Origin of the sequence: Streptomyces sp. NPDC050509 (assembly GCF_044457965.1) — a bacterium.
Lineage (GTDB): Bacteria > Actinomycetota > Actinomycetes > Streptomycetales > Streptomycetaceae > Streptomyces.
In genome coordinates, this window is record NZ_JBITHL010000002.1 from 103951 (window position 1) to 129253 (window position 25303).

The window sequence follows — 25303 nt, forward strand, 5'->3', positions numbered from 1 at the left end:
AGGGCGACGCCGACGGGAAGGCGGGCGCTCCCCGATCCGGCCGAATCCGGCCGGAAGTCCCGGCCGCTGGACCGTTCGGGTGACTCTGTGCCAGGGGCACGGCTCGGCCGTACGAACCGGGTGTACGCCGGTTCGTACGGCCGAGCCGCGGATCCGGTCAGCCGACCGCGGCCGACCGGACCGTGCCGGGGTCGTACGTCCCGGCCACCATGCCGAACTCCCCTGCCGGGAAAGGGCCGTCGGTGGTCGCGCCGTACACCGGACGCAGGGGCAGCCTCAGGGCCACCGGCGGGGCGGGGAGCGTGAACCAGATGCTCTTCCCCGTATCGCCCCGGGGATGGATGCCCCAGCTCTCGCTCACGGCCGCGATCAGCGCGAGGCCGCGGCCGCCTGTGTCGGACAACTCGGCGTGGTGCACCGTCGGCAGGCGCGGATCGTGGTCACTGACCGAGACCGTGAGCCGTTCGAGCAGCAGCTCGATGTCGACGGTGCATCTCTTGTCCGGCTGTGCGTGCCGGTGGACGTTGGTCAGCAGCTCGGTCACCCCGAGAGCCGCTGGGTCGATGAGAAGATCGAGGTGCCAGTAGCGCAGTTGCGCGGAGATGATTCTGCGGATCTGACCGATCCGTGACGGCAGGGCCTGGAGCTCCACCGTGCAATGCCTGCTGGGCTGGCTGATCACGGCTGCGACTCCCCGAATGAGGTCCGGAAGAAGACGAGGGTGCGGAACCAGCGACCGGCTCGCCGCCGTTTCCCGCCCGGCGGGGCTGGGTCACAGTGTCACCGCCGGGAAACACTGAGTGATGTGTGACCAGAGTGAACCCGGGGACCCCGCTCCGCAACTCGCGGCGGACCGCCTACGTGGCAGGGGGTTCGCAGCCGTTCATGACCTCGGCGCCGCGTACGGTGCCGGCGCTCCTCTTCGGCGCCCGTGCTTCTCCCGGCGCCCGCGCGCCTACGGCTTCGAGTGGCTCGCCCTGCTGACCGCCTCCATGATCCGCCCGGTCAGCGCCGTCGCGTCCGGACGGCGCCCCCGCTGCCCCAAGGTCAGCCGGTAGCGGGTCCCGTTGACGGTCGCGACCATGCTGCCGCTCCCCGCGAACCACGGCCGGGCCGCCCGGACGGCGCGCAGCGGCGCGCTGTCGATCACCCGGCCGTAACTGGTCAGCAGCGCCAGCCTGCCGTCCTTCACCAGAACCTGACCGGCCCTGGTGAGCGAGCGGGGCCACCGCTCGATCCGCACGCCGCGCACGTCGAACTCCGGTTCACCCATGGCGTTTCAGCCCCCTCCGTACCCATTCCCCTTACGTCCCCTCAAGGCAGTTTGCACAAGTATGGCGCCCGGCGCCAGAGCGCATGGAGCGCACTCGCCAGAAGCAATTCCTATGGATACCCAAAGCAAGCGTTTACGCAGGTGGTGGGGGTACGGTGCGGCTGGGGGCCGGTGCGGAGACAGCGAGGAGCGGCGCGCATGAACGGGCGAGAGACGAGCGGACGGCCGGAAGAGCCGACAGGACCGGCGGTCGGGCCCCCTCCCGGGACCACCGGCGCACCGGCCACGCCGACCCTCGACGTGGACCGCAGCGACCCCGGCTACCGCGCCTGGCTCAAGGAAGCCGTACGCAAGGTCCAGGCCGACGCCAACCGTTCCGCCGACACCCATCTGCTGCGCTTCCCGCTGCCCGAGGAGTGGGGCATCGACCTCTACCTCAAGGACGAGTCGACGCACCCGACCGGCAGCCTCAAACACCGGCTCGCCCGCTCGCTGTTCCTGTACGGCCTGTGCAACGGCTGGATCAGGCGCGGCAAGCCGGTCATCGAGGCGTCCAGCGGCTCGACGGCCGTCTCCGAGGCGTACTTCGCCAAGCTGATCGGCGTACCGTTCATCGCGGTCATGCCACGCACCACCAGCGCGGAGAAGTGCCGGCTGATCGAATTCCACGGCGGCCGATGTCACTTCGTGGACGACGCGGGCATGATCTACGAGGAGTCCGCGGGGCTGGCCGAGCGGACCGGCGGCCACTACATGGACCAGTTCACCTACGCGGAGCGCGCCACCGACTGGCGCGGCAACAACAACATCGCCGAATCGATCTACCAGCAGCTCCGGCTGGAGCGCTACCCGGAGCCCGCGTGGATCGTCGCCACGGCGGGCACGGGCGGCACCTCCGCGACCATCGCGCGCTACGTCCACTACATGCAGCACGACACCCGGATCTGCGTGCCCGACCCCGAGAACTCCTGTTTCTTCGACGGCTGGACGCACCACGACGATCAGGCGCGCAGCGACCGCGGCTCCCGGATCGAGGGGATCGGCCGGCCCCGGATGGAGCCGAGCTTCGTGCCCGGCGCCATCGACCGGATGATGAAGGTCCCGGACGCCGCGAGCGTCGCCGCCGTACGGGCGCTGGAGCGGGCCATCGGACGGAAGGCGGGCGGCTCCACCGGCACCGGTCTGTGGAGCGCCCTGAAGATCGTGGCGGAGATGGTCGCGCGGGGGAGCACCGGCAGCGTGGTCACCCTGCTCTGCGACCCGGGCGACCGCTACCTCGACAAGTACTACGCGGACGCCTGGCTCACCGAACAGGGCCTGGACATCGCCCCGTACACCCGGACCCTCGACCGCTTCCTGGAGACGGGGGTCTGGCCGGACTGACTCCCCGCGCCGCCGCACGCACCGCCGCCGCACGCCCTAACCGCGCAGGAGTCGGTCGACGGCCCGGCCGAACACCAGGCGTCCGGCGCGCGCGGTGAGCGGGTCGAGGCGGCGGGGGAGCGGCCCGACGCGCAGCTCCTCCTCCCAACGCACCCGGGCGGGGACGCCGTACGCGTTTCCTTCGGCGTCCTGCCGCACCTGGATCTCGGCCCAGCCCGTGACCGTCCTCCCGCGCTTCTCCAGACGGCAGTGGCCGGGGCGGCCCGGCGCGGGCGGCTGCCAGCGGACGACCTCCATCGGGTCGTCGAACGCGGCGCGGCCGAGCCCGGTCCGCGCGACGAAGACCGTTCCGGTACGGGTCGGGCCCGGCGTCAGGACGGTGATCCGGGTCAGCGGCACCTGGGCGGCGTGCGCGGGCCAGTCCGTGAGCCGCCGCCAGGCCTCCTCGGCGGAGAGCGGGGTGGTCCGGTCGATACGGAAGGCGCTCATCCGGTGATCGTAGGCCGGGAGGGGCGGGGGCAGGTGTGACGCCGCGTCAGTTGCCGTCCGGCCCCTTCGCGGATCCGTCGCCCTCCGCGGACCTGTCACCTTCCGCGGCCCCGTCACCTTCCGCGGCCCCGTCATCCTCCGCGGCCCTGTCATTCTCCGTGGACACATCGGCCTCGGCGGGCTCGTCCCGGTCGCCCGCCACCACCAGCCCCGGCAGCACCTCGGCGATCTCCGCGCGGTCCCGCGCAGACAGCCCCGCGTCCGTCACCAGTGTGTCGACCTGGTCCAGCGTCGCGAAGGAACTCAGGCCCACCGTGCCCCACTTGGTGTGGTCGGCCACGACCACCACCCGGCGCGCCGACCCCACCAGCCGCCGGTTCGTCTCCGCCTCGCCGAGGTTGGGGGTGGAGAGCCCGGCCTCCACCGAGATGCCGTGCACCCCGAGGAAGAGCACATCGAAGTGGAGCGAGCGAATCGCCTGGTCGGCGACGGGGCCGACCAGCGAGTCCGACGGCGTTCGCACACCGCCCGTGAGCACCACCATGGCCGCCCCGGGGCGGCCGGCACCGCCCGGCTCCGTCTGCCGCGCCGTGTGGAACACATCGGCGACCCGCATCGAGTTCGTCACCACCGTCAGGTCCGGCACGTCCAGCAGCAGATGCGCCAGCGCGTAGGTCGTCGTACCGCCGGAGAGCGCGATGGCGCTGCCGGGCACGACCATCGCCGCCGCCGCCCGCGCGATGTCCTGCTTGGCGGTCAGCTCCAGCGCCGACTTCGCCTCGAAGCCCGGCTCGTGCGTACTCGCCTCGGCCACCGGCACCGCGCCGCCGTGCACCTTCTCCACGACGCCCTGCCGGGACAGCGCGTCGAGATCCCGGCGCACCGTCATGTCGGACACATTGAGCCTGCGGGTCAACTCGTTGACCCGCACACCACCCCGCCGGCGCACCTCGTCCAGGATCAGCGCACGACGCTGCTCCGCCAGAAGGTTCAGGTTGTCGCTCACCGCCGCGCCGGCCTTCCGTCTCGTCGTGGACCACCGCCGTGCACCGGCATCGCGCGCCCCCGTCCTGTCCGTTGTGGAACCCATCCTGCCACGGGGGTCGGACAGCCGCCCCGGTGGCCGCAGGACGAGGGAGCCGGGGAGATTCGGTGACGGGACGGCGTCGAACTGCCACAATCCGGGACTCTGGATCCCGCACGGTTTCCCCGCACCGTTCCCCGTCCGCCCACGCGAGAGCGAGCATCGAAGTGTCCTCACCAACAGCGGAGCCGCACGGTGGCGGAGCCGCACTCGAACTGCTGGTCCACGGCGTCGGCGGGGCCACCCCGCAGGAGATGCTCGACGACCCGCGCACGGTCAGGGTCACCGGCGACAAGACGGCCGCGGTGTACCGGCGGGCCGACGACGCCGAAGCGGAACGGCACCCGGCGGACTACCGGGACCGGCCGATCCCCGAGGCGTACTGCTGGTCCAACCTCACCTCGGGCAACGGCTCCCGCGCCCTGTGGCTGCTTCTCCTGCCCTTCATGGTGGTCAACCTCGCCCACTGGATGCGCCCGGCCACCAAAGGGCTCGGCAGGTCCCAGCGGCTGTACGGCCTGCTGGTGCGCCTGGTCGCCCTCACCCTCACCGTGCTGCTCACCGCAGCCGCCTGCGAGGTCGCCCTCGATCTGACGGCGTGGCAGTGTGCCGGCTCGGCGTCGTGTGTCGAACAGCGCTCCTGGCTCGGCTTCCTCTCGCCCGAGGCCCACGGCTGGTGGTCGCAGCCGGGCCGGCGCCTAGCCCTCGCCGCCGTCGTACCCACGGCCCTGGTCACCCTGTTGTGGTACCTCTCCAACCGGACGTGGAGCGCCTACGAGGCACAGCGCCCGCCCGTCAACGGCAGCGCCGCCCCCGAACCGTCCGCCCGGGACGCGGCAGCCGCCGACACCGCCCGCGCCGCCGGGTCCGTCACCGACGACGGACGGACGAAGGTGCGCCCCGCGCTCGGCAGGCCCGGCTTCTGGTACGGCCGCCGCCTCGTCGCCCGGCTGCGCGCCGCGCACACCGCCGCCGGGTTCCTCACCGTCGCCGCCGCCCTCGTCGCGGCGGGCGCCGACCACGACCGGCGCACCGGCGTCCAGCCGCTCCAGCCCCTCGGTCCGCTGCTCCAGGTGGCGCTCGTCGCCGGCCTCGGCGCGGTGTTGTACGTCGTGTGCAGCCGGGGCCGCAGCGAGCGCCGCCGCGACGGCTCCCTCGACCGGATGGTGATCAGCAGGCTGCCCACCGGCTCCCTCGTCGTGCTCGCCCTGGCCGTGGTGTACGCGGGCTGGTCCAGACCCGGCTGGGTCTCCTCCGGCGCGCTGCCCGGCAATCTCTCCTTCCGGGTGCTCTCGCTCGCCCAGGTCGCCCTGATCGTCGCCCTCGCCGTCACCGCCCATGTCCTGTACCGCCGCGCCGCCCAGCCGCGTACCGCGCTGCGCGGACTCGCCGGGCCCGCCGTCGCGATGCTCGCCTGCGCCCTGGCCGGCGTGATGACCGGTGGCGTCGCCCAGCGCGTCGCCGACTGGCTGGACGGCGACGCCACGCCCGGCATGGGCGGCGGCGCGATCGTCGGCCCTCCGGCGCTGCTGAGCTGGCAGGCGTCGGTCATCCCGGTCCTGCTGGTGCTGCTGGTGATCCCCGTCGCCGTCCTGTGCGTCCGTACCGTACGCACGACCCGGTCCCTGACACCCGCCGTGGAGAAGGAGTACGGAGAGGACGCCCCCGGCGCCCCCGACTCCCCGCGCACCCGTCATATCGCGGGCGCCCGCGCGAGGGCCGAACTCACCGACTTCGCGCCCCGGCTCGTCGGGCTGGTCTCCGGCGCCGCCCTGGTCCTCGGCGCCGGCGCGGTCGCCGGATCCTGGATCAGCGGCCAGGTGCCGGGCAAGGCGATGCTGGGCACCTCGTCGTTCCTGGAGTCCGTGGCGCAGACCGCACAGGCGCTGGGCTCCTGGTTCGTGGGCCTCGGCTTCATACTGCTGGTCACCTGGGGCCGACGGGCCTACCGCGACCCCTCGGCCCGCCGCACCATCGGCATCCTCTGGGACGTCGGTACGTTCTGGCCGCGCGCCGCCCACCCGTTCGCACCGCCCTGCTACGCCGAGCGCGCCGTCCCCGACCTCACCTGGCGCATCGCCTCCTGGACCGAGCGCACGGGCGGCCGGCTGGTCCTCTCCGGCCACTCGCAGGGCAGTGTGCTCGCCGCCGCCGCCATCTGGCAGCTCGCGCCCGCCACCCGCCACCGGGTCGCGCTGCTGACGTACGGCTCCCCGCTGGAGCGGCTCTACGGCCGCTGGTTCCCCGCGTACTTCGGCGCCCAGCAACTCAGCGACCTGAGCAAGGAGTTGCACTGCTGGCGCAATCTGTGGCGCGCCACCGACCCGATCGGCGGCCCGGTGCTGGTGCCCGCCGACGGCGACGGGTCCCAGGTCGACCGGGGCCCGCTGAAGGACCCGCTCGCCTACGGCCGTACGGTGCTCCACCCGCTGCCCGAGCCGATCCTCGGCCACTCCGACTACCAGGCCGACCCCGTCTTCGCCGAGGAACGCGCCGAACTCCTCGACCGGCTGCCGCCGCTGCTCCCGCCGCAGCGCACCGACGGGACCCGGGCCCGGCTCGTGCCGCCGCCGACCGGCGGCGGGGCTCAGGGCAGCTCGGGCAGGTCGTCCGCGTAGAGCAGGGTCAGGTCGTCCGTGCTGGTCTCGGGGAGCTGGGCGACCCGGCCCGCGTGCCGCTCCACCATCGACTCGAACGTCTGGCGCGCGGTGCGGCCGTTGCCGAAGGCGGGCCCCTTCGGCAGCTCCGTGAAGTACGTGAGCAGGGCCTCGGCCGCCCCCTCGCCCAGCCGGTACTCCTGGTCCTCGGACTGCTGCTGGACGATCCGCAGCAGCTCCTCGGGGACGTAGTCGCTGAAGGTGATGGTCCGTGAGAAACGGGACGCCACACCGGGGTTGACGGTGAGGAACCGCTCCATCTCCGCGGTGTACCCGGCGACGATCACCACGACCGCCTCCCGGTGGTCCTCCATCAGCTTCACGAGGGTGTCGATGGCCTCCTTGCCGAAGTCACGCCCGGAGTCCTCGGGGGAGAGCGCGTACGCCTCGTCGATGAACAGCACACCGCCGCGCGCCCGGTCGAACGCCTCCTGCGTACGGATCGCCGTCGACCCGATGTGCTCGCCGACCAGGTCCACCCGGGAGACCTCGACGAGATGGCCGCGCTCCAGCACCCCGAGGGAGTGCAGGATCTCGCCGTACAGCCGTGCCACGGTCGTCTTGCCGGTGCCGGGGGAGCCGGTGAAGACGAGATGACGGCGGACCGAGGCCGCCTTGAGGCCCGCCTCCTTGCGGCGCCGGCCGACCTCGATCATGTCGGTGAGCGCCCGTACCTCGCGCTTGACGCTGTCCAGGCCGACCAGCGAGTCCAGCTCCCCGAGGACCTCCTCCGAGCCGCGCACGGGCTCGGTGGTGGCGGTGACACCGGGCGGCGTGGCGGGCGCGGGCGGCGCGAGGACCGGCCCGAGCAGCCCGGGGGACTGGGTGGCCGTCAGCTTCGCCGTGGCCTCCGCGGACGGCGACGGCGGGGCCAGCACACCGCTCTCGTCGCTGGTGCAGTCCTCGGCGGTCGGCCCGTCCTCCGCGAAGTCGTAGCCGCCGCGCGCGCAGCGCTCCGTACGGCAGCGGGTGAGCGTCGTACGGCAGCCGTCCATGACGTGGAAGCCGTAACCGCCGCTGCCCGTCACCCGGCAGTTGTGGAAGGTGCCGCGGCCCTCGGCGGACACGTAGAAGCCCGCCTCGGCCGGCGAGGTGACCGTGCAGCGCTCGATGGTCGGGTCGGCGCCCTTGGTGACGATGACCCCGGTCTGCACGGCGTCGATGGTGCAGGAGCTGAGGGTGCCGCCGCTGCCGTGGTCGCGGAACCAGGCGCCCGTGGAGGCCTCCCTGATCCGGCAGTCGTCGAGCTGGGCGGTCGCCCCGTCGCTCACCGACACGGCCGTGTTGCGCACCTGGGAGATGTCGCTGTCGACGACGTCGGCGCGCGAGCCCCGGTCGAGGACGAAGAGCGCGTCGGGCACGTCGTGGAGCCGGCAGGAGTCGAGCACGACGGTCGCGCCGTCGCTGACCCAGACCGCCGGGTAGTCGCCCGTGCTGTCGTGGATCTCGCACTGGTTGGCGTCGACCCGGGTGCCCGGGTCCCACACGGAGAGGCCGTTGCGGCCGAAGCGGCGCACGGTGGAGCGGGTCAGCGTCAGCACCGAACGGGAGCGCAGATCGACCGCGTTCTCCGGGATGTCGTGGATGTCGCAGTCGGAGAGCGTGAGGACGGCGTCGGTGTCCAGGGTTATCCCGTCCGCCGAGGTGCGGTGCACCGAGGAGTCGGTGAGGTGGACCGCCGCGCGGGACGCGATCTGCACACCGGTGCCCTTGATCTCGTACACCTCGCAGCCGATCGCCTCCAGACCGCTGCCCTCGCCGGTGACGGCCAGACCGGAACCGGAGGCGTGGTGGATCCGGCACCGCTCCAGCCGGGGGTGGGCGCCGCCGTGCACCGAGACGCCCGCCTGGCCGGCCGCGACGATCTCGCACTCCTCGAACACCCCGCCGGCCCCGTCGAGCACGGCTATGCCGACCCCGGCCGGATTGTCGACCGTGCACCGCCGCACGGTCGGGCGGGCCGCGCCGCGCACCTCCAGACCGGCCGCCGAGCGGGTCACGATCCGCAGATCCGTCAGATCCGGGGTGCCGTCCTCGACGAGCAGCGCGGGGGCCGTGGCGTCCTGGCCCTCCACATGGAGGTCCTGGACGGTGGCCGAGGCGCGCACGATCAGCGGGACGCCGTCGACCGGAGCGATCCGAACGGAGCCGAGCGAGCCCTCGGCACCGCGCAGCGTGACCGCCCGTGTGACGACCAGATTCTCCCGGTAGGTCCCTGGGGCGATGGTGAGGATGTCGCCGTCACCGGCCGCCTCCAGTGCGGCGGCGAGGGAGGCGTACTCGCCCGTGCGCCGCCGCCAACGCGATGTTCCGGTGTTGGTCACCTGGACCGTGCCCTGTGCCATGGCGTTGTTCTGTCCCCACCTCGTGCGTGTGCCCGTGTCGTGCCGTCCCGGGTGCCGGCCCCGGCCCCCGGTCAGTGCGGCGTACCGGGCGGCACCACCGTAGCGCGCGTGGCGCCGCCGGGTTGACGCGAACAGCAGGTCCGGAAGGCCGCTTTCCGCCGCGCCCCGGACATGGCGGACAACTCCCCGGTCGCGCCACCGGCGGTCGGTCCTGTGCCCGGGCCGTGACAGGGGGAACGGGAGGTCCTAACTCCCCGCCCCGGTACGGCCCCAGTCGGGACCGGCCTCGGCCCACGCGCGGTCGAGCCGCTGGTACCGCCGCTGCACGAGCCGCCATACGATCAGCCGCCTGACACCCTCGACCAGCCCGGCGGCCAGGACGGCGAAGCCGAAGCCGGCCAGGACGGCGTGGGCGCGCCCCGCCTCGGCGTTCATCGGAGCCCGTACGTGCCCGCCCCGCTCGTCGGCCCAGATGGCGAACGTGTCGCCCGCGTGCGGGGTGCGCAGCGAGGTGGAGACCGTGCCCGTGCGCGCCGTGCCGTCGGGCGCGCGCCAGTTCGCGACCACACGGGTGCCCGTGTTCTGCTCCGTGACCGCCTCCGCGTCGTACGCCAGGAACGGCCGCTCCGGCGCCCGGGAGACGACCACGGCGGAGGTTCTGTGCCGCTGTTCGTGCTGGACCCGTACGGTCTCCCGCAGCGCCGTGTCGACCCGGTCGCCGCCGAGCCAGCCGATGGCCGGCGCGGCCAGCGCGAAGAGCAGCACCGCCGTCAGCGCGACCCAGGCCTCCGCCAGATCGGTGCCCCGGCGCAGGGGGTTGCGCCGCCAGCGCCAGAGTCCCACCATGGTGCGCACAAGTGCGCACCCCCTTTCCGTGTCCTTCCCCGTCCGTCTCTGTCCGTCTTGGCCGGGGCGGCGGGTTCCACGCGCCGTCGGCGGGAAGAGAGAGCAAGCTCACTTCGGTGCCCTATGCACCGACATGCGCCCGCCCGCTCAACGGACGGGCCCGTACGCCGTGTTCCCGCGAGCGCGGGACGTCCCGGCGCGGAGGGGACTTTTCGGCCGTACCGAAGCGCCCACGGGTCACTCCAGCACCGTCACCGGATCGCCCACCCGTACCGTGCCGGTCGACTCGGGGACCAGGTTCTGCCCGAAGACGAGCTTCCCGTCGATGCGGCGGTGGCGCCCGAGTGTCCGCAGCGGCTCCCGGCCGCGCTCCGCCGTGCGCTGGTCCGTGGTGGTGATGACACAGCGACCGCAGGGCTTGGCGACGCGGAAGGTGACCTCGCCGACGGCGAGGCGCCGCCAGCCGTCCTCCGCCCAGGCCTCCGTGCCCGACACGACGAGATTCGGCCGGAACCGGTCCATCGGCAGCGGCCCCTCGTCCGGGTGGTCGCCGTGCGCGATCAGGGTGTTGAGGGCGTCGAGCGACGCCGTGGCGGTGACGAGCAGCGGGAAGCCGTCGGCGAAGGAGACCGTCTCGCCGGGGCGGGCGAAGAGCGGGTCGATCGGGCGGCGCCTGGCCGGGTCGTCGAGATGGATGAGCCGGACCTCCTCCCCGAGGTACGCGCTCAGCCGGCGGTCCACCTCCCACGAGGCCGGACCGGCCGGCACCGACTCGACCTTCGTCCCGAAGATGTCCGCCACGACGAGGTCCGCGCCTCCCGGCTCAGGGACCTCGATGTCCACCGGGCCGGGACCGGGCCCGCTCAGCCGGATCCCGCCTCCCGGCAGCGGCTCCGCGCGGACGAGCGCCAGCCCCGGACGCTGGCGCTGCGTGACCACCTTCCCCGTACGGTCGACCAGGGCCCAGCGACGGTCCGCGGCGAGCCCCCAGGGCTCCACCACGGCGCTGCCGGGCGTGCAGCCGGCCATCGACTTGACCGGATGGACACCCAGGGCGTGCAGGGCGGCGTGGAGCGGCTTCGGCATGAAGCCATCCTGTCAGCCGCCGCCCGACGACGGATCCTGCCCCCGTCCCGCCCGACGGCCGGACACCACCGGTCCTTCCCGCTGTTCCTCGTTCCTCCTGCCGATGCCTCCGCCCCGCAAGAGGGCTGTCTCAGTAACCCCGGCTCTGGTAGGGCCGGTTGTACGGGTCCTCGTACTGCTGCGGAGCCGCGGGCGCCGGGCGCGCCGCCGCCGGACGCATCGCCTCGTACCCCGTACCGGGCATCGGGCGCTGCGGCTGCGGCTGCCCGTACTGCTGGGGCGGAGCCGCCTGGTAGCCGCGGGGCGCCGCGGTCTGCTGCGGAATGTACGGAGCCGGCGCCTGCTGGAGCGGCATGGGCTGCGGCATCTGCTGCATGGGCTGCTGATGCGGGTAGCCGCCTCCGTAGGACGGGGCGGACTGCGAGGGGCCCGCCGGGAGGGCGGGCAGCGCGGTGGGCAGGGCCGGCAGATAGCTGTTGGCGGAGTCGTAGGCGGCGGGCACTCGGATCGGCGCGATCTGAGGCGTGCCCCGCTCCGCGACCAGGGAGTCGTAGATAGGGGTGTCCGGGAACGCCGGGGCGGTGTAGTAACCGCCGCCGTAGGTGGCGCGGGGGGAGGTCATGGAACATAAGTTAAGCCCAGGACACGTCGGTTGGCGAGCCTCGATTCGCGTGCTCCTTGTGTATCGATCAGAAGACGTGGATCAAGCTTGCCTTCCACGCGAATCGGAGGGAGAAGCGGTTGCTCTCCGGCGGAGGGTGTCCCGGGTACGTCGGAGAGCAATTCCAGCGCCCGGTCCCATTCGCCGGAAGCGGTCCAGCGCCGCCATGTGCCGACCACGGTTTCCCAACGGCCGTACTCCTCCGGCAGGTTGCGCCACGAGCAGCCCGTACGCGCTTTGTGGAGGAGCGCCTCCAGCATGAGGCGCGGGGGGCGCTGCTGGCGCCCCTTGCGCGTCACCAGGAGGGCCGGCTCCGCCAGGGCCCAGGCGTCGTCAGTAAGGGTCGGAACGACCCGTTCACGGGAACTGAACCAGCCCGCAACCTGATCGTCACGGCGCACCCGGGACGGAATCGGCCCGAGGATCGTCACGACGACGTCCAGCAGGTCCAGAACCTCCGCCTGCTGGGCAGGCTCCATCTCGTGCAGATGCTCGTGCGCCAGTACGGCCAGGGACTGAAGGTCGGTTGCCCGCTGCGCGGCACTCGCGGCTTCCTCCTGCCAGCTCTGCGTTTCTACCAGGAGGGCTTCGACCTGGGTACGATCCTTCTTGAGTCGCACCACGGCCTTACCGATGGCCGCCGCCGCATCCTTCTCTTGCGCGGCCACCAGGACGGCTGCGCTGATCGCCTTGTCCTGCCGGGCGATCTCGTCCTTCAACTCCGTGATGCGCTGCTTGTAATTGATCTTGCTGCCTCTGGCCATTCCTGCCCAGTCGTCAGCCATCGCGGACAGCCTGTTCGGGTCGCTCAGCAGCGCACACACCTCGGACCAGACGCGCGCCTCCAGCTCTGCCGCCCCGATCTGTGAACAGTCGCAGATCGGGGCTCCCGGGAGGCGCGCACCTTTGCCGGAGCAGAGGTATACGGTGCGCTCACTCGCGCGCTTCGAGCCGGTGTAGTGCTTCCCGCACAGGCCGATGATCTTCGTACTCAGCGGATACACCAAGGCGTCCTCCCGGGCCGCGCGAGCGGTCCGCTCCAACGCCGCGTTCAACTGCCTGACCTCCTTTTTGGTGAAGACGCGGGGGAGGCTGACGATGACGGTTTTCCCATGCACCGGTCGGCCGTCGGCGCCCAGCTTGGTGCCACGGTTGCGGTGCTTGTTCTCAGGGTTGCGGAAGATTCGCTCCCCACGCTGGACGGGGGAGCCCTTCAGTACCTGCGTAAGAATGTCGCCGGTCCAGGGCTTCCCGCCGGGACCGAACATCTTCTGGGCATTGAGAAGCGCTGAGGCCTGACGCCGGTTTCGCCGCTCCTTGACGATCAAGCGCCACGCCTCACGGAGCGTCCTGAACGCCTTCTTGCAGGCCGCAAGGTAGCTCTCGCCCTTGCGGCCCTTGCGCTTGATACGCCAGCCGAAGGGCGCCGTGCCGCCAAAATGTCCCCCGGCCTGCGCCTTCTTCTGAATGCCGTTCTGGGTGCGCTTGCGAATGCGAGCCAACTCCTTGAAGGCTTCGTTCGCCTTCTCCCGCATCCGGGCCTTGCCGTCCTCGGTGGTGTTGTCGATGTCCTCGTCCACGAGGGCAACGAAGATACCGAGGTCTTCCAACTCCCAGACCCATTCCCAGAAGACGCGGTCCTCGCGACCGATGGCGCGGGTTTCGTAGACCACAACGACATCGAACGGCCGTGGGTCCAGCTTGGCAAGATCCATGATCTTTGTTGCACCTGGACGCTCTTGCCAGGGCAGTGTCCCGGACTCGCCCTCATCCTTGAACGTGTCGACGCGCGCCCAGCCCTTGCGCTGGATGTGCGCGGCGGTCTCCTCGCCGGTGTAGGCGATGCCGAACCCTTGGATCTGCGCCTCGGTGGATACCCGGAGATAGTCCACCGCGCGAAGCGCCCGAGCGACCGTATCGATCGGCTTCGTGAGAGCCTTCCCCATGTCAGTCCCTTCGTGACTGGCCGGACCCCGAGGCGCGTAGGACCGCCGTCGGGGTCACTCCTGTGGCGGATTATGCTGCTTTATTGCTACTTCGGGGCGTAAACAGGATTTCCAGCAGCCGTTCGTATGAACCTCGTTCGGGCTGAGCCTGGGCATCCCACGTGATGCCGATCTCTGGTACTGGATCGTCACTGAAGTGCTCGCGCGGCCACTCACTGGCCGCGGCGTCGCCCTCCGCTCTGTCCTGGCATCGTGTGTTCTTCCTGTCTCGCAAGGGCGGGGTTACGCTGCGCGGCGGCAGCGGTGCGGCTGCGCCGTACGGCCGTGCAGCGGGCAGTGCGGCTCGTACCCGGTGCCGCGGACGCGGCAGATCTGCGCGGCCGTCAGACCGCACAGCAGACCGGCCGGCAAGTTCGCGGGGGGTTACCAGTGGGTCCCGCGGTGTCTGCGCTGTCTGCGGTGTCCGCGCTGTTAGCGGGGTTCACCGCGCCGACGGTTCGATTAGGTTTGACGGGACCGAATCCTCGGACTCAGCGACGCGCGATGGGGGCGAGCATGTCCATGCTTAAAGGAGCCAATCTTCCGGTGACGGCGTCCGCCGTCCGCGTCGAATTGGGATGGCGTTCAGGACCGGGGGTGCCGGACGTCGACGCGTCGGCGCTCCTGCTCGTGTCCGGAAAGGTCCGCTCGGACGCGGACTTCGTCTTCTACAACCAGCCGCGGCACGCGTCGGGGACCGTACGGCACGAAGGCAAGAAGCCCGGCGGCGCGGAGGTCACCGACACCCTCGCGGTCGATCTCGCCCGGGTCGAACCCGCCGTCGAGCGGATCGTCCTCGCGGCCTCCGCCGACGGCGGCACCTTCGGCCGGGTGCCGGGACTGCGGGTGCGAGTGCTGGACGCGGCCACCGGCGCCGAGATCGCGCGGTACGACTCCACGGACGCGACCGTCGAGACGGCGTTCGTCCTCGGCGAGCTGTACCGGCGCCAGGGGCAGTGGAAGTTCCGGGCCGTCGGACAGGGCTACGACAGCGGACTCGCCGGTCTGGCAACGGACTTCGGCATCTCGGTCGACGACCCGGGCCTCGCGACCCCCGCTCCGGCCTCTGCGCCGCCCCGGGCCGCGCCCGCCGCCCCGCCCGCGCGCCCGGTGCGAGCCGCGCCTCCCGCGGCCCCCACGCGGCCCACCCGCCCGTCACCTGCCCCGGCCCCGACCATGCCGTCCCCCTCCGTCCCTCCCGTTCCCGTCACGCCGTCACCCCCGGCGCCCGCCCCGCAGGCGGCGCCCCCGGCGCCCGCCCCGCCCGTACGCCTCAGCAAGGTGACGCTGACGAAGGAGGCGCCCTCCGTCTCCCTCGCCAAACAGGGCGGAACCTCGGGTGCGATGCGGGTGAACCTCAACTGGCAGGTGCGTAAACAGTTCAAGGGCTGGGGCGCCAAACTCGGCCGGGCCGTCGCCATGCACGCGGATCTCGATCTCGACCTGTGCGCCCTCTACGAACTGACCGACGGCCGCAAAGGCGTGGTCCAGGCGCTCGGGAATGCCTTCGGGGCGCTCAACCAGCCGCCGTACATCCATCTCGACGGCGACGACCGCACCGGCGCCGTCTCCAGCGGCGAGAACCTCACCATCAACCTCGACCACAAGGACCGGCTGCGCCGCGTCGTCATCTTCGTCACCATCTACGAGGGCGCCCGCAGTTTCGCCGATCTCGACGCGACGGTCACCCTCCAGCCGCAGCACGGCGCCGCGATCGACTTCTCGCTCGGCGAATGCACGGTGCCCTCGACGGTCTGCTCCCTCGCGCTGATCACCAATACCGGTTCCGACCTCGTCGTCCAGCGCGAGGCGCGTTTTCTCGTACCGGAACGCGGCGTCAGCCCGCAGCGCACCATCGATTACGCCTATGGCTGGGGCATGAACTGGACACCCGGCAGGAAGTGACCTACGCCGAGCGTCGACCGCCGCCGTCCGTCAGGGGTCGGGGGCGGTCCGGGGGCGGCTGTACGTCCGCCCCTTCCAGGCAGCCCCGCGTCCCCGGTAGTGCTGCACCGCGGAGTCGACCGTCATCAGCAGGTAGAGCAGCGCGGTGAACGGCAGCAGCGGGGCCAGCCACAGGGACAGCCGGTAGTAGCGCAGTATCGGTACGTACGTCCCCGTCATCACCGCCCACGCCGCGAACCCCAGCCACCCCGCGGCCCCGTTCCCGCCGAACGCCCCCACGAACAGCGCCACGGGCGGCGCCAGATAGACCACGATCATTCCCACCACCGTGCCCAGGAGCAGCAGCGGATTGTGCCGGAGCTGGGCGTACGCGCTGCGCGAGACCATCCGCCACAGATCGGCCAGCCGCGGGTACGGCCGCACGCTGTCCACCCGCTCCGCCAGCCCCAGCCAGATCCGGCCGCCGCCCCGCCGCACCGCGCGGGCCAGGGACACGTCGTCGATCACGGCCTGGCGGATCGACTCCGGCACCCGGGCGCGTACGGCGGTCTCCGTACGCAGCAGGACACAGCCGCCCGCCGCCGCCGAGGTCCGCGCGCCGGGACGGTTGATCCGGCGGAACGGGTAGAGCTGCGCGAAGAAGTAGACGAACGCGGGGACGACGAGCTTCTCCCAGCCGCTGGCGACCCGCAGCCGCGCCATCTGCGAGACGAGGTCGAAGTCCTGCGACCGCGCGGAGGCCACCAGCTCCCGCAGACTGTCCGGCTCATGGGCGATGTCCGCGTCCGTCAGCAGCAGATACTCGGGGTCCCGGGCGCGGGCCAGCGCGATGCCGTGCCGCAGCGCCCACAGCTTGCCGGTCCAGCCGGGCTCGGGCTCCCCGGGCGACGACACCGTCAGGGGCAGCCCGCCGTGGCGCGCGGAGAGGTCGCGTGCCAGGGCGCCGGTCCCGTCCTGGCTGCCGTCGTCGATCAGGAAGATCTCCGCCTTGCCGGGGTACACCTGGGCCAGCAGGGACGGCAGGGACTCGGGCAGTACGGCGGCCTCGTCCCTGGCCGGTACGACCAGGGCGACCGACGGCCAGCACCGGCCGTCGTCCCTCTCCCGGCCCTTGGGATTCTCCCTGTACTCCTCGTGCTCGGGCAGCCGTTGATCCGTACGCCAGAAGAACCCCTGACCCAGCAACAGCCAGCCCCACGCGGCCAGCGAACCCACGGCGATCCAGACAACGGCGCTCATTCGCCGCAGTCTGCACCACATGAGGAGGACCGCAAGGGCCGTCGACTATGGTGACCGGGTGAAGATCGCGCTCATGGACTCCGGCATTGGCCTTCTCGCGGCGGCGGACGCGGTACGGAGGCTGTGCCCCGACGCAGATCTCGTCCTCTCCTCGGACCCCGACTCGATGCCCTGGGGGCCCCGTACCCCCGAGGACGTCACCGAGCGGGCCCTCGCCGTCGCGCGTGCCGCGGCCGAACACCGCCCCGACGCCCTGATCATCGCCTGCAACACGGCCTCGGTCCACGCGCTGCACACGCTCCGCGCCGAGCTGGAACCGGGACTGCCCGTCATCGGCACCGTCCCGGCGATCAAGCCCGCGGCGGCCGACGGCGGCCCCGTCGCGATCTGGGCCACCCCGGCCACCACCGGCAGCCCGTACCAGCGCGCCCTGATCCGCGACTTCGCCTCCACCGCAGACGTCACCGAAGTGCCGTGCCCGGGGCTCGCGGACGCCGTGCAGCACGCCGACGAGGCGGCGATCGACCGCGCGGTGGCCGCAGCCGCCGCGCTGACCCCCCGGGACATACGGGCCCTCGTCCTCGGCTGCACCCACTACGAACTGGTCGCCGGGCGCATCCTCGCCGCGGTCCGCGGGGCCGGTCTGCCGGAGCCCGCGCTGTACGGCTCGGCCGACGCGGTCGCCGCGCAGGCGCTGCGCCGGATCGGCGGGGCCCCCGCCGGAGCCGGGCGCTCCGAAACGGCGCCCTCGGGCGCCGGGGGACGGCTCACCGTCCTGCTGGGCGGGCGCGAGTCCGCGCTGCCGCCGTCCGCGCTGGCGTACGCGGAGGGGCGGGCCCTCGCGGGCCTCGTACGGGCCGAGTAACCCGTTCGGCGTATCCGCCGGCCGCTGTCTACAGGGACTCCCCGACGCGCGGAATCTGAGTACGCTGCTTGGCATGAAGGACCATCCCGGGCCCGAGGGCCAGGTGGCCCCTCCCCCTCCGGAGACCTGGAGCGGGCGCGCCACCAATCGTGTGCAGTGGCTGCTGGCAGCCGCGGGCGCGGCTTGTATCGCGCTCGGCGTCGAGCTGGCCGTCGAGTCGGACTGGCACAGCGGGCCGGTGGCCCTGCTGATGTCCGTCGTCGGCTGTGTGGCGGCCGGCCTCCTGATCCTCTTCGGCACGCTGGCCTTCGTCCACGTGGCGGTCAGCGTCGACGAGGAGTGCCTGGAGGTGCGCTGCGGCCATATAGGCCTGCCGCGCCGCCGTATCGAGTTCGCCCAGGTGGTGGACGCCGACTTCGCGCCCCGGGTCACCCCGCGCCAGTGGGGCGGCTGGGGCTACCGCTGGCGCCCCGAGATGGGCACGGCGGTGGTGGTACGACGGGGCGAGGCCCTGGTCCTCAAGCTGGGCGACGGCAGGACGTTCACGGTCACGGTGGACGACGCCGAGTCGGCGGTACGGATCATCCGCCACCGGCTGGGCCTGCTGCCGGCGACCGGGACCGGCACGGCCGGCGCCTGAGCACGGAGCACCCGCGCCCGGTACGCCAGCGCCGCCGCCATCACCGGAGTGGAGCAGGCCGAGCATCCCGGTACGGACCGTGTCCGGCCGGACACGGTGAGTGAGAGCCCTGTTGCCGCCCGGGACGCCCGCGATGGCGGAAGTGCGCAGGTCTCGCCCCCGGCACCCGGGACGCCACCGTAGACTCCGCCGGGTGAGCGCCACCATGACCACGGTCGAACCCCCGCAGCCCGCCGCCCCGACCGGTCCCGGGCGGTCCCTGGCCCGACGGTTCGCCCGACCGGCCGGAGCGGCGGCGTCCGGTCTGCTGCTCTACGCGAGCTTCCCGCCCCGCACCCTGTGGTGGCTGGCCCTGCCCGCCTTCGCCCTGCTGGCCTGGAGCCTGTACGGGCGCCGGGCGCGCGCGGGCCTCGGCCTGGGCGCTCTCGCGGGGCTCGGCTTCCTGCTGCCGCTGCTGTACTGGACCGGCGCCGAGGTGGGCCCTGGCCCCTGGCTCGGTCTCGCGGTGATCGAGGCCGTCTTCATCGCGTTCACCGGGCTCGGGATCGCCGCCGTGAGCCGACTGCCGCTGTGGCCGGTCTGGGCCGCGGCGGTGTGGATCCTCGGCGAGGCGGTCCGTGCCCGGGTGCCGTTCGGCGGCTTCCCCTGGGGCAAGATCGCCTTCGGCCAGGCGGACGGCGTCTTCCTGCCGCTCGCCGCGGTCGGCGGCACCCCCGTGCTCGGCTTCGGCGTCGTGCTCTGCGGCTTCGGGCTGTACGAGGCCGTCCGCCAGGCCCTCGCGTACCGCACGACCCGCACGGTCCCGCGCGGGGCGGTCGCCGCCGCTGCGGCCACCGTCCTCGTGCCGGTCGTCGCGGCGCTCGCCGCGCTGCCGCTCGTCGGCGACACGGCCGAGGACGGCACGGCGACCGTCGCCGCGATCCAGGGCAACGTGCCGCGCGCCGGTCTCGAATTCAACGCCCAGCGCCGGGCCGTCCTCGACAACCATGTGCGCAGAACCCTGGAGCTGGCCGCCGATGTGAAGGCGGGCAAGGAGCCGAAGCCCGACTTCGTGCTGTGGCCGGAGAACTCCTCCGACATCGACCCGTACCGCAACGCCGACGCGTACGACGTGATCGACCGGGCGGCCAAGGCGATCGGTGTACCGATCTCCGTCGGCGCCGTCGTCACGCCCGACACCGGTCCGCTGTACAACCGGCAGATCCTCTGGGACCCCGAGCGCGGCCCGACCGCCACGTACGACAAGCGGCAGATCCAGCCGTTCGGCGAGTACCTTCCGCTGCGCTCCGTGGTGCGCTGGATCAGCCCCGGCTACGCGGAGATGGTCCGCAGGGACTTCGGGCGCGGCACCGGGACCGGTGTCTTCGACCTCGCGGGCACCAAGGTCGGCCTCGCCACCTGCTACGAGGCGGCGTTCGACTGGACCGTACGGGACGTGGTCACACACGGCGCCCAGCTCATCTCCGTACCCAGCAACAACGCGACGTTCGACCGCAGCGAGATGACGTACCAGCAGCTCGCGATGAGCCGGGTGCGGGCCGTCGAGCACAGCAGGACCGTCGTCGTCCCGGTCACCAGCGGAGTCAGCGCCATCATCCAGCCGGACGGCAGGATCACCCAGCGGACCGGGATGTTCACCCCGGACGCGCTCGTGGCGAAGGTCCCGCTGCGTTCCTCGCTGACGCCCGCGACCCGGCTCGGCACGCTGCCCGAGGCGCTGCTGGCGGCCGTCGCGGTGGCCGGCCTCGGCTGGGTGGCGGTCGGTTCCGTACGCGCCCGGCGGCGCGCCCGTACGGCGACTTGAGCCCCGGCGGTGGCCGGTTAGGGTCGGTGGCATGGGAACCCCTGACTTCATCCGTGAGATCCGGGCCGACGCCGGCCACCAACTGCTCTTCCTCCCGGGCGTCAGCGCCGTCGTCCTCGACGACGAGGGGCGCGTCCTGCTCGGACGGCGCGCCGACACGGGCGGGTGGTCGATCATCGGGGGGATCCCCGAACCGGGGGAGGAGCCCGCTGTCGCGGCGGTGCGCGAGGTGGAGGAGGAGACCGCCGTACGGTGCGTGGCGGAGCGGGTCGTGCTCGTCCAGGTGTTGAAGCCGGTCGTCTATCCCAACGGCGACAACTGCCAGTACATGGACATCGCCTTCCGCTGCCGGGCCGTCGGCGGTGAGGCGCGCGTCAACGACGACGAGTCGCTGGAGGTCGCGTGGTTCCCCGTGGACGGGCTGCCCGAGCTGGAGGAGTTCGCGCTCCTCCGGATCAAGCAGGCGCTGAACGACGAGCCCACCTGGTTCGCGCCCGCCGGTCTCGACTGACGTCACGCTTCCGCCCCGGACCCGCGCGGGCCCGTACCGGCGCCCGCGCGGGCGGGTCTCAGCGGGTCGCCCCCCGGGTGAAGCCGTTGTAGATGTAGCGCTGGAGGAAGAGGAACGCGACCAGCGTCGGGAGGATGACCAGCACCGCGCCCGCCGAGATGTTCTCCCAGTGCGCCCCGAAGGGCCCCTTGAAGCGGAACAACGACGTGGAGATCGTCCCCAGCTCCTCGGACGGCAGGTAGAGGAACGGGATGTAGAAGTCGTTGTAGACGGTGATGCCCTTGATGATCACCACGGTGGCGACGGCCGGTTTGAGCAGCGGGAAGATGATCTTGCGGAAGATCGTGAAGGAGTTGGCGCCGTCCAGCCGCGCCGACTCGTCGAGCGAGACCGGGATCCCGCGGATGAACTGGAGAAAGATGTAGATCGAGACGATGTCGGTGCCCATGTAGAGCACGATCGGCGCCCAGATCGAGTCGAAGAGCCCGAAGCTGTTGACGATCTGGAAGGTCGCCACCTGTGTCGTCACCCCGGGCACCAGCGTGGCGACCAGGAAGAGCGCCACCACCAGCCCCCGGAACCGGAAGACGAAGCGGTCGATGGCGTACGCCGTCATGGAGCCGATGACCACCGTCCCGGTGATCGCGAAGAGCAGGATGAACGCGGTGTTCCCGAAGGCGCCGAGCATCTTGCCGTCCGAGAACGCCGTGGCGTAGTTCGCGAAGTTGAGCAGGTCGCCCGGCAGCGTCAGCGCGCCGCTGCCGTCGGCCATCTCCTTCTCGGTCTTGAGCGAGGTCAGGAACACCACCCCGAGCGGCAGCAGGACCACCACCGCGGCCACCACCAGGGAGAGGTACTTCAGCGAGCCGGCCAGCCGCGCACGGGCGCTCATACGAGATCCACCTTGTCGTCCGGGACGAGACGGCGCTGCACCCAGGTCACCGCCAGGATGATCAGCAGCAGGACGACGGCCGCCGCCGAGGCCAGTCCCGTCTTGTTGAACTGGAACGCCAGCTTCACGGTCTGGATCACAAAGGTCTCGGTGCCGGTGGCCCCGCCGGTCATGATGTACGGGATCTCGAAGACCGAGAGCGAACCGGAGACCGCGAGAATCACACTGAGGCTCAGGATCGGCCGGATGCCCGGCGCGATGATGTGCCGGAACTGCTGCCATCGGCCCGCCCCGTCCAGCTCGGACGCCTCGTACAGCTCACCGGGGATCGACTGGATCGCGCCGAGGAACAGCACGAAGTTCAGCCCCATGAAGCGCCACACCGAGACCCCGGCCAGGGAGATGTTGGCCGAGGTGGAGGAGGAGAGCCAGGCGTGCTCGCCGGAGGCCCCGAAGAGCCGCAGCACCGAGTCGAGCGTGCCGCCGTCCTGGAAGAAGTAGAGGAAGACGAAACCGATCGCGACCCCGTTGATCAGGTACGGGAAGAACAGCACACCCTTGAAGAAGGCGCGGAAGCGGGTGTGGAAGCTCAGCACGGTCGCGAAGTAGAGCGCGGCGGCGATCTGCACCACCGACGCCGCCAGGTAGTAGCCGCTGACGAAGAAGACCTGGAACAGCTCGGGCCGGGTGAAGATCTCCACGTAGTTGCCGAGCCCGGTGAACGTGAGCTCCGGGCTGACCCCGTCCCAGTCCGTGAAGCTGTACGCGATCATGTTGACGACCGGGGCGTACGTGAAGACCACCAGCAGCGCCAGCGGTACGAGCAGGAAGAGCCAGGGCGTCAGCTCCCGCCACAGCCGCTGCCGCCGGGGCCGCCGCGCGGCCGGGGGAGCCGCCCCGGGGCCCGTACGCGCCGGTTCCGGCGCGGACGCGCCCCGCCCGCCCCGTACCGCCTTGTGCGTCGCGCCCGTCATCGCGAGCCCGCGCTCTTCTCCGCCTCGGTCCAGCGCCGGGAGAGTCCGGCGAGGAAACCGTCCAGATCGCCCTGGGCGGCGCCGCGTGCCACATCGACCAGGTCCTGCCGGTAGTCCGGCTTCTGCAGGCCGACCTCGGCCGCGTTGTCGATCTCGTTGACCCGTGCCGCGTCCTTCTGGTCCAGCTCGATGAACTTCACGCCCCGGTCCGTGTACGGCTTCAGGACGTCCGGCAGCGGGGCGCCCCGCAGCGGCGAGAGGGCCAGGTTGTCGGTCGCGTAACCGGACTTCTCGGTGAACCAGTCGATCCAGGCGCGCGCCGCCTCCTTCCGCTTCGAGTGGACGTTCACCGCCTGCGCGTAGTCCGGCGAGGCGACCGCGCAGTACGCGCCGTCCACCTGGGCGGGGAAGGGCATGAAGCCGATGTCGTCGGGGTCCGTGCCGGCCCGCTCCGCGGCGTCCCGGAACTGGGTGACGGCCCAGGAGCCCAGCCACATCGTGGCGATCTCACCCTTGGCCAACTGGGGCTTGGATCCCTCCCAGTTGGTGGTCGACGGGTCCTTCTCGACCAGCTTCTCGTGCACCATGTCGTACAACAGCGTGTCGATGGTGCGCAGTTCGGACCCCTTGCCCCACGGGTCGCCCGTCGCCAGCAGGTTGTTCGCCCGGACGTCACAACTCACCGAGCCCAGCGCGTTGGTCCACGAGGTGAGGGGCCACATGTCCTTGAAGTTGGTGTAGTACGGCACCGCGCTCGTCCTCGACTTGATCGCCTTCAGATCGTCGAGGAAGGCGGCGGGGGTGGTGGGCCACTCGGTGATCCCGGCCTGTTCCCACACCTTCCTGTTGTAGAGGAAGCCGGGGGTCACACCGATCGGGCTCTGCCCGTAGACCTTGTCGTCCACGGTGGTGAAGGCGGTGAACCGGTACTTCTTCTCCCGCTCGGTCCGGCTGCCCAGGGAGGCGAAGAACTTCGGGTAGTCGTTCCGCTTGATCGCGCCCGGGATCATGAGGACGTCGCCGTAGTTCTCGGTGTTCATCCGGATCTTGACCTCGCCCTCGTAGTCGGTGATCCCGTCGAATCTGACGGTCACCTTGGGGTAGATCTTCCGGAAGGCGTCGGCGTACTTCTTCATCGTGCCGTCCTGGACCCGGTCCGTGCGGTGGGTCAGGACGGTGATGGTCCCCGAGACCTTCGACGGGTCGTCGGCGGCTCTCGCCTCCTCGCCCCGGGAGGCGGCCCCGCCGCCGGTGCAGCCGGCCACCAGCAGCGCGCAGGCGAGGGCGATCAGGCTCACGGAGGACGGCTTTCCGCGGCGCGCGCGCACGGTGGTCACGGTCGGTACGGTCATGTCGGCCCCTTGGCTCGGTCGTACGACGGCTGTGAGGCCGGGGGTGGTCCGCACACCTTCCGGCGCCGTGAAATTAAGGGCACCGCAAAGCGAGTGTCAATGCCGGTGCATTGCTTTTCTCGACTTCCCTGGTAAACGATGTGCGAGGTCCGGGTTTTCCTTCCGGACCGATTCAGCCATATTCACCACCAGGCCCCGTCCGGGGAAGCCGTCCGTACCTGCGGAGAAAAGCGAGGCACCCCACCGTGAAGCGCCCCACCATGGCCGATATCGCCGATCGGGCCGGCGTCACCAAGGCCGCCGTCTCGTTCGCCCTCAACGACCGCCCCGGCGTCTCCGAACCCACCCGGCGGCGCATCCGGGCCATCGCCCAGGAGCTGGGCTGGCAGCCCAACAGTGCGGCGCGGGCGCTCTCCGGGGGTACGGCGGGGGCGTTCGGTCTGGTCATCGACCGCCCGGCGCACACCCTCGGCCTCGAACCCTTCTTCATGCAGCTCATCTCCGGGATCCAGGCCGAACTGATCGCCGACGCCACCCCGCTCGTCTTCACCATGGCCGAGGACCGGACCACCGAGATCGCCCTCTACCGTTCCTGGTCGGCCCGGCGCCGGGTGGACGGCGTCTTCCTGGTGGACCTGAAGGTCGACGACGCCCGCGTCCCCGTACTGGAGGAGCTGGGGCTGCCCACCGTGGTGATCGGGGCGCCCGTCGGCACCCGCAGGCTGCCCGCCGTGTGGAGCGACGACGCCGCGGCCGTCACCACCGTCGTGCGCCACCTCGCCGGCCTGGGCCACCGCCGCCTCGCCCGGGTCGGCGGCCCGGCGCCGCTGCGCCACACGGCGATCCGTACGGCCGCCTTCGACGCGGCCGTCCTGGACCTGGGGCTGACCGGCAGGACCGTGGAGGCCGACTACAGCGGCGAGGGCGGCGCGGCGGCCACCCGCGCCCTCCTCGGTGCGGACCGCCCGCCCACCGCGATCCTCTACGACAACGATGTGATGGCCGTGTCGGGCCTGACCGCCGCGCACTCCCTGGGCGTCCGGGTCCCCGCGGATCTCTCCGTCGTCGCCTGGGACGACTCGGCCCTGTGCGAGCTGGTGGACCCGCCGCTGACCGCGCTGAGCAGGGACATCGTGGCCCACGGGGCGCGCGCGGCCCGGATGCTGCGCGAGGTGGCGGGCGGGCTCGCGGTACGGGACCTCCAGGACCCGGCGCCCCGCCTCACCGTGCGCGGCAGCGTCGGGCCGCCGCCCGCCACGGACGGCTAAACCGGTTTACGGCGCGCGGGCGGGGTTGACCCTAAACCGGTACA

The 25303-nt window shown here is 71.8% G+C and carries 21 protein-coding genes; 8 read left to right on the forward strand and 13 right to left on the reverse strand.

The genetic code is table 11. The features are described 5' to 3' along the window. Positions 1-157: 157 nt before the first annotated feature. Complete coding sequence (locus tag ACIBJC_RS05795; RefSeq protein WP_399288426.1) at positions 158-682, reverse strand: ATP-binding protein; 525 nt, start codon at positions 680-682, stop codon at positions 158-160. Between the two features lie 273 nt (positions 683-955). After that, on the reverse strand, positions 956-1273 hold the full coding sequence (locus tag ACIBJC_RS05800) for a hypothetical protein (protein WP_399288429.1): 318 nt from the start codon (positions 1271-1273) through the stop codon (positions 956-958). Between the two features lie 198 nt (positions 1274-1471). Between ACIBJC_RS05800 and ACIBJC_RS05805 the strand changes: the two genes are divergently transcribed. Then, complete coding sequence (locus ACIBJC_RS05805; RefSeq protein WP_399288431.1) at positions 1472-2656, forward strand: PLP-dependent cysteine synthase family protein; 1185 nt, start codon at positions 1472-1474, stop codon at positions 2654-2656. Between the two features lie 36 nt (positions 2657-2692). On the opposite strand, the gene ACIBJC_RS05810 is transcribed toward ACIBJC_RS05805, so the two are convergent. Then, complete coding sequence (locus ACIBJC_RS05810; protein ID WP_399288434.1) at positions 2693-3145, reverse strand: SRPBCC family protein; 453 nt, start codon at positions 3143-3145, stop codon at positions 2693-2695. A gap of 46 nt (positions 3146-3191) precedes the next feature. Continuing rightward, on the reverse strand, positions 3192-4151 hold the full coding sequence (locus tag ACIBJC_RS05815) for a DeoR/GlpR family DNA-binding transcription regulator (protein WP_399288437.1): 960 nt from the start codon (positions 4149-4151) through the stop codon (positions 3192-3194). Between the two features lie 245 nt (positions 4152-4396). On the opposite strand from ACIBJC_RS05815, the gene ACIBJC_RS05820 reads away from it, so the two are divergent. Then, on the forward strand, positions 4397-6847 hold the full coding sequence (locus ACIBJC_RS05820) for a hypothetical protein (protein ID WP_399288440.1): 2451 nt from the start codon (positions 4397-4399) through the stop codon (positions 6845-6847). Here ACIBJC_RS05820 and ACIBJC_RS05825 read toward each other — a convergent pair. The 5 genes from ACIBJC_RS05825 to ACIBJC_RS05845 all read right to left on the reverse strand — a co-directional run bounded on the left by ACIBJC_RS05825 (position 6817) and on the right by ACIBJC_RS05845 (position 13770). After that, the gene (locus ACIBJC_RS05825) at positions 6817-9231 is read right to left on the reverse strand and encodes a right-handed parallel beta-helix repeat-containing protein (RefSeq protein WP_399288443.1); all 2415 of its coding nucleotides are present in this window, start codon (positions 9229-9231) and stop codon (positions 6817-6819) included. The two genes, ACIBJC_RS05820 and ACIBJC_RS05825, sit on opposite strands and share 31 nt — an antisense overlap. A gap of 246 nt (positions 9232-9477) precedes the next feature. Beyond that, a complete protein-coding gene (locus tag ACIBJC_RS05830; protein ID WP_399289778.1) occupies positions 9478-10077 on the reverse strand; it encodes a hypothetical protein in 600 nt (199 codons plus the stop codon). A gap of 237 nt (positions 10078-10314) precedes the next feature. Further along, positions 10315-11163: an MOSC domain-containing protein gene (locus ACIBJC_RS05835; protein WP_399288446.1), complete on the reverse strand. Its 849-nt coding sequence runs from the start codon at positions 11161-11163 to the stop codon at positions 10315-10317. 130 nt (positions 11164-11293) lie between these two features. After that, positions 11294-11785, reverse strand: a complete 492-nt coding sequence (locus tag ACIBJC_RS05840; RefSeq protein ID WP_399288449.1) for a DUF6643 family protein — start codon at positions 11783-11785, stop codon at positions 11294-11296. Next, the gene (locus ACIBJC_RS05845; RefSeq protein ID WP_399288452.1) at positions 11782-13770 is read right to left on the reverse strand and encodes a recombinase family protein; all 1989 of its coding nucleotides are present in this window, start codon (positions 13768-13770) and stop codon (positions 11782-11784) included. Before ACIBJC_RS05845 ends, ACIBJC_RS05840 begins: the two co-directional genes overlap by 4 nt. A gap of 543 nt (positions 13771-14313) precedes the next feature. Between ACIBJC_RS05845 and ACIBJC_RS05850 the strand changes: the two genes are divergently transcribed. Further along, the gene (locus ACIBJC_RS05850) at positions 14314-15714 is read left to right on the forward strand and encodes a TerD family protein (RefSeq protein WP_399288455.1); all 1401 of its coding nucleotides are present in this window, start codon (positions 14314-14316) and stop codon (positions 15712-15714) included. A gap of 30 nt (positions 15715-15744) precedes the next feature. Here ACIBJC_RS05850 and ACIBJC_RS05855 read toward each other — a convergent pair whose 3' ends face one another. Further along, the gene (locus tag ACIBJC_RS05855) at positions 15745-16953 is read right to left on the reverse strand and encodes a glycosyltransferase (RefSeq protein WP_399288458.1); all 1209 of its coding nucleotides are present in this window, start codon (positions 16951-16953) and stop codon (positions 15745-15747) included. Positions 16954-16972: 19 nt separating this feature from the next. On the opposite strand from ACIBJC_RS05855, the gene ACIBJC_RS05860 reads away from it, so the two are divergent. The 4 genes from ACIBJC_RS05860 to ACIBJC_RS05875 all read left to right on the forward strand — a co-directional run bounded on the left by ACIBJC_RS05860 (position 16973) and on the right by ACIBJC_RS05875 (position 20773). Further along, on the forward strand, positions 16973-17818 hold the full coding sequence (locus ACIBJC_RS05860; protein ID WP_399288461.1) for a glutamate racemase: 846 nt from the start codon (positions 16973-16975) through the stop codon (positions 17816-17818). A gap of 73 nt (positions 17819-17891) precedes the next feature. After that, on the forward strand, positions 17892-18458 hold the full coding sequence (locus ACIBJC_RS05865; protein ID WP_399288464.1) for a hypothetical protein: 567 nt from the start codon (positions 17892-17894) through the stop codon (positions 18456-18458). Between the two features lie 193 nt (positions 18459-18651). After that, positions 18652-20262 carry an apolipoprotein N-acyltransferase gene (gene lnt, locus ACIBJC_RS05870; protein ID WP_399288467.1) on the forward strand — a complete coding sequence of 537 codons (1611 nt, stop codon included), beginning with the start codon at positions 18652-18654 and terminating at the stop codon, positions 20260-20262. 31 nt (positions 20263-20293) lie between these two features. Then, positions 20294-20773: an NUDIX hydrolase gene (locus ACIBJC_RS05875; protein WP_399288470.1), complete on the forward strand. Its 480-nt coding sequence runs from the start codon at positions 20294-20296 to the stop codon at positions 20771-20773. A gap of 58 nt (positions 20774-20831) precedes the next feature. On the opposite strand, the gene ACIBJC_RS05880 is transcribed toward ACIBJC_RS05875, so the two are convergent. The 3 genes from ACIBJC_RS05880 to ACIBJC_RS05890 are packed head-to-tail and all read right to left on the reverse strand — an operon-like array spanning position 20832 to position 23991. Beyond that, entirely contained in the window at positions 20832-21665 is an 834-nt protein-coding gene (locus tag ACIBJC_RS05880; protein ID WP_399288473.1) for a carbohydrate ABC transporter permease, read from the reverse strand. Further along, positions 21662-22639: a carbohydrate ABC transporter permease gene (locus ACIBJC_RS05885; RefSeq protein WP_399288476.1), complete on the reverse strand. Its 978-nt coding sequence runs from the start codon at positions 22637-22639 to the stop codon at positions 21662-21664. Before ACIBJC_RS05885 ends, ACIBJC_RS05880 begins: the two co-directional genes overlap by 4 nt. Beyond that, positions 22636-23991, reverse strand: a complete 1356-nt coding sequence (locus ACIBJC_RS05890) for an extracellular solute-binding protein (protein WP_399288479.1) — start codon at positions 23989-23991, stop codon at positions 22636-22638. The genes ACIBJC_RS05885 and ACIBJC_RS05890 overlap by 4 nt, the downstream gene beginning before the upstream one ends. A gap of 245 nt (positions 23992-24236) precedes the next feature. Between ACIBJC_RS05890 and ACIBJC_RS05895 the strand changes: the two genes are divergently transcribed. Beyond that, positions 24237-25259: a LacI family DNA-binding transcriptional regulator gene (locus ACIBJC_RS05895; RefSeq protein WP_399288482.1), complete on the forward strand. Its 1023-nt coding sequence runs from the start codon at positions 24237-24239 to the stop codon at positions 25257-25259. Positions 25260-25303: the final 44 nt, after the last annotated feature.

Excerpts from the sequence above, each read along its gene's own strand:
- ACIBJC_RS05880 (WP_399288473.1), bottom strand. The coding sequence starts at position 21,665 with ATGAGCGCCCGTGCGCGGCTGGCCGGCTCGCTGAAGTACCTCTCCCTG.
- ACIBJC_RS05875 (WP_399288470.1), top strand. The coding sequence starts at position 20,294 with ATGGGAACCCCTGACTTCATCCGTGAGATCCGGGCCGACGCCGGCCAC.
- ACIBJC_RS05835 (WP_399288446.1), bottom strand. The coding sequence starts at position 11,163 with ATGCCGAAGCCGCTCCACGCCGCCCTGCACGCCCTGGGTGTCCATCCG.
- ACIBJC_RS05850 (WP_399288455.1), top strand. The coding sequence starts at position 14,314 with ATGGGGGCGAGCATGTCCATGCTTAAAGGAGCCAATCTTCCGGTGACG.
- ACIBJC_RS05885 (WP_399288476.1), bottom strand. The coding sequence starts at position 22,639 with ATGACGGGCGCGACGCACAAGGCGGTACGGGGCGGGCGGGGCGCGTCC.
- ACIBJC_RS05845 (WP_399288452.1), bottom strand. The coding sequence starts at position 13,770 with ATGGGGAAGGCTCTCACGAAGCCGATCGATACGGTCGCTCGGGCGCTT.
- ACIBJC_RS05865 (WP_399288464.1), top strand. The coding sequence starts at position 17,892 with ATGAAGGACCATCCCGGGCCCGAGGGCCAGGTGGCCCCTCCCCCTCCG.
- ACIBJC_RS05825 (WP_399288443.1), bottom strand. The coding sequence starts at position 9,231 with ATGGCACAGGGCACGGTCCAGGTGACCAACACCGGAACATCGCGTTGG.
- ACIBJC_RS05860 (WP_399288461.1), top strand. The coding sequence starts at position 16,973 with ATGAGGAGGACCGCAAGGGCCGTCGACTATGGTGACCGGGTGAAGATC.
- ACIBJC_RS05805 (WP_399288431.1), top strand. The coding sequence starts at position 1,472 with ATGAACGGGCGAGAGACGAGCGGACGGCCGGAAGAGCCGACAGGACCG.
- ACIBJC_RS05830 (WP_399289778.1), bottom strand. The coding sequence starts at position 10,077 with ATGGTGGGACTCTGGCGCTGGCGGCGCAACCCCCTGCGCCGGGGCACC.
- ACIBJC_RS05840 (WP_399288449.1), bottom strand. The coding sequence starts at position 11,785 with ATGACCTCCCCCCGCGCCACCTACGGCGGCGGTTACTACACCGCCCCG.
- ACIBJC_RS05855 (WP_399288458.1), bottom strand. The coding sequence starts at position 16,953 with ATGAGCGCCGTTGTCTGGATCGCCGTGGGTTCGCTGGCCGCGTGGGGC.
- ACIBJC_RS05890 (WP_399288479.1), bottom strand. The coding sequence starts at position 23,991 with ATGACCGTACCGACCGTGACCACCGTGCGCGCGCGCCGCGGAAAGCCG.
- ACIBJC_RS05810 (WP_399288434.1), bottom strand. The coding sequence starts at position 3,145 with ATGAGCGCCTTCCGTATCGACCGGACCACCCCGCTCTCCGCCGAGGAG.
- ACIBJC_RS05800 (WP_399288429.1), bottom strand. The coding sequence starts at position 1,273 with ATGGGTGAACCGGAGTTCGACGTGCGCGGCGTGCGGATCGAGCGGTGG.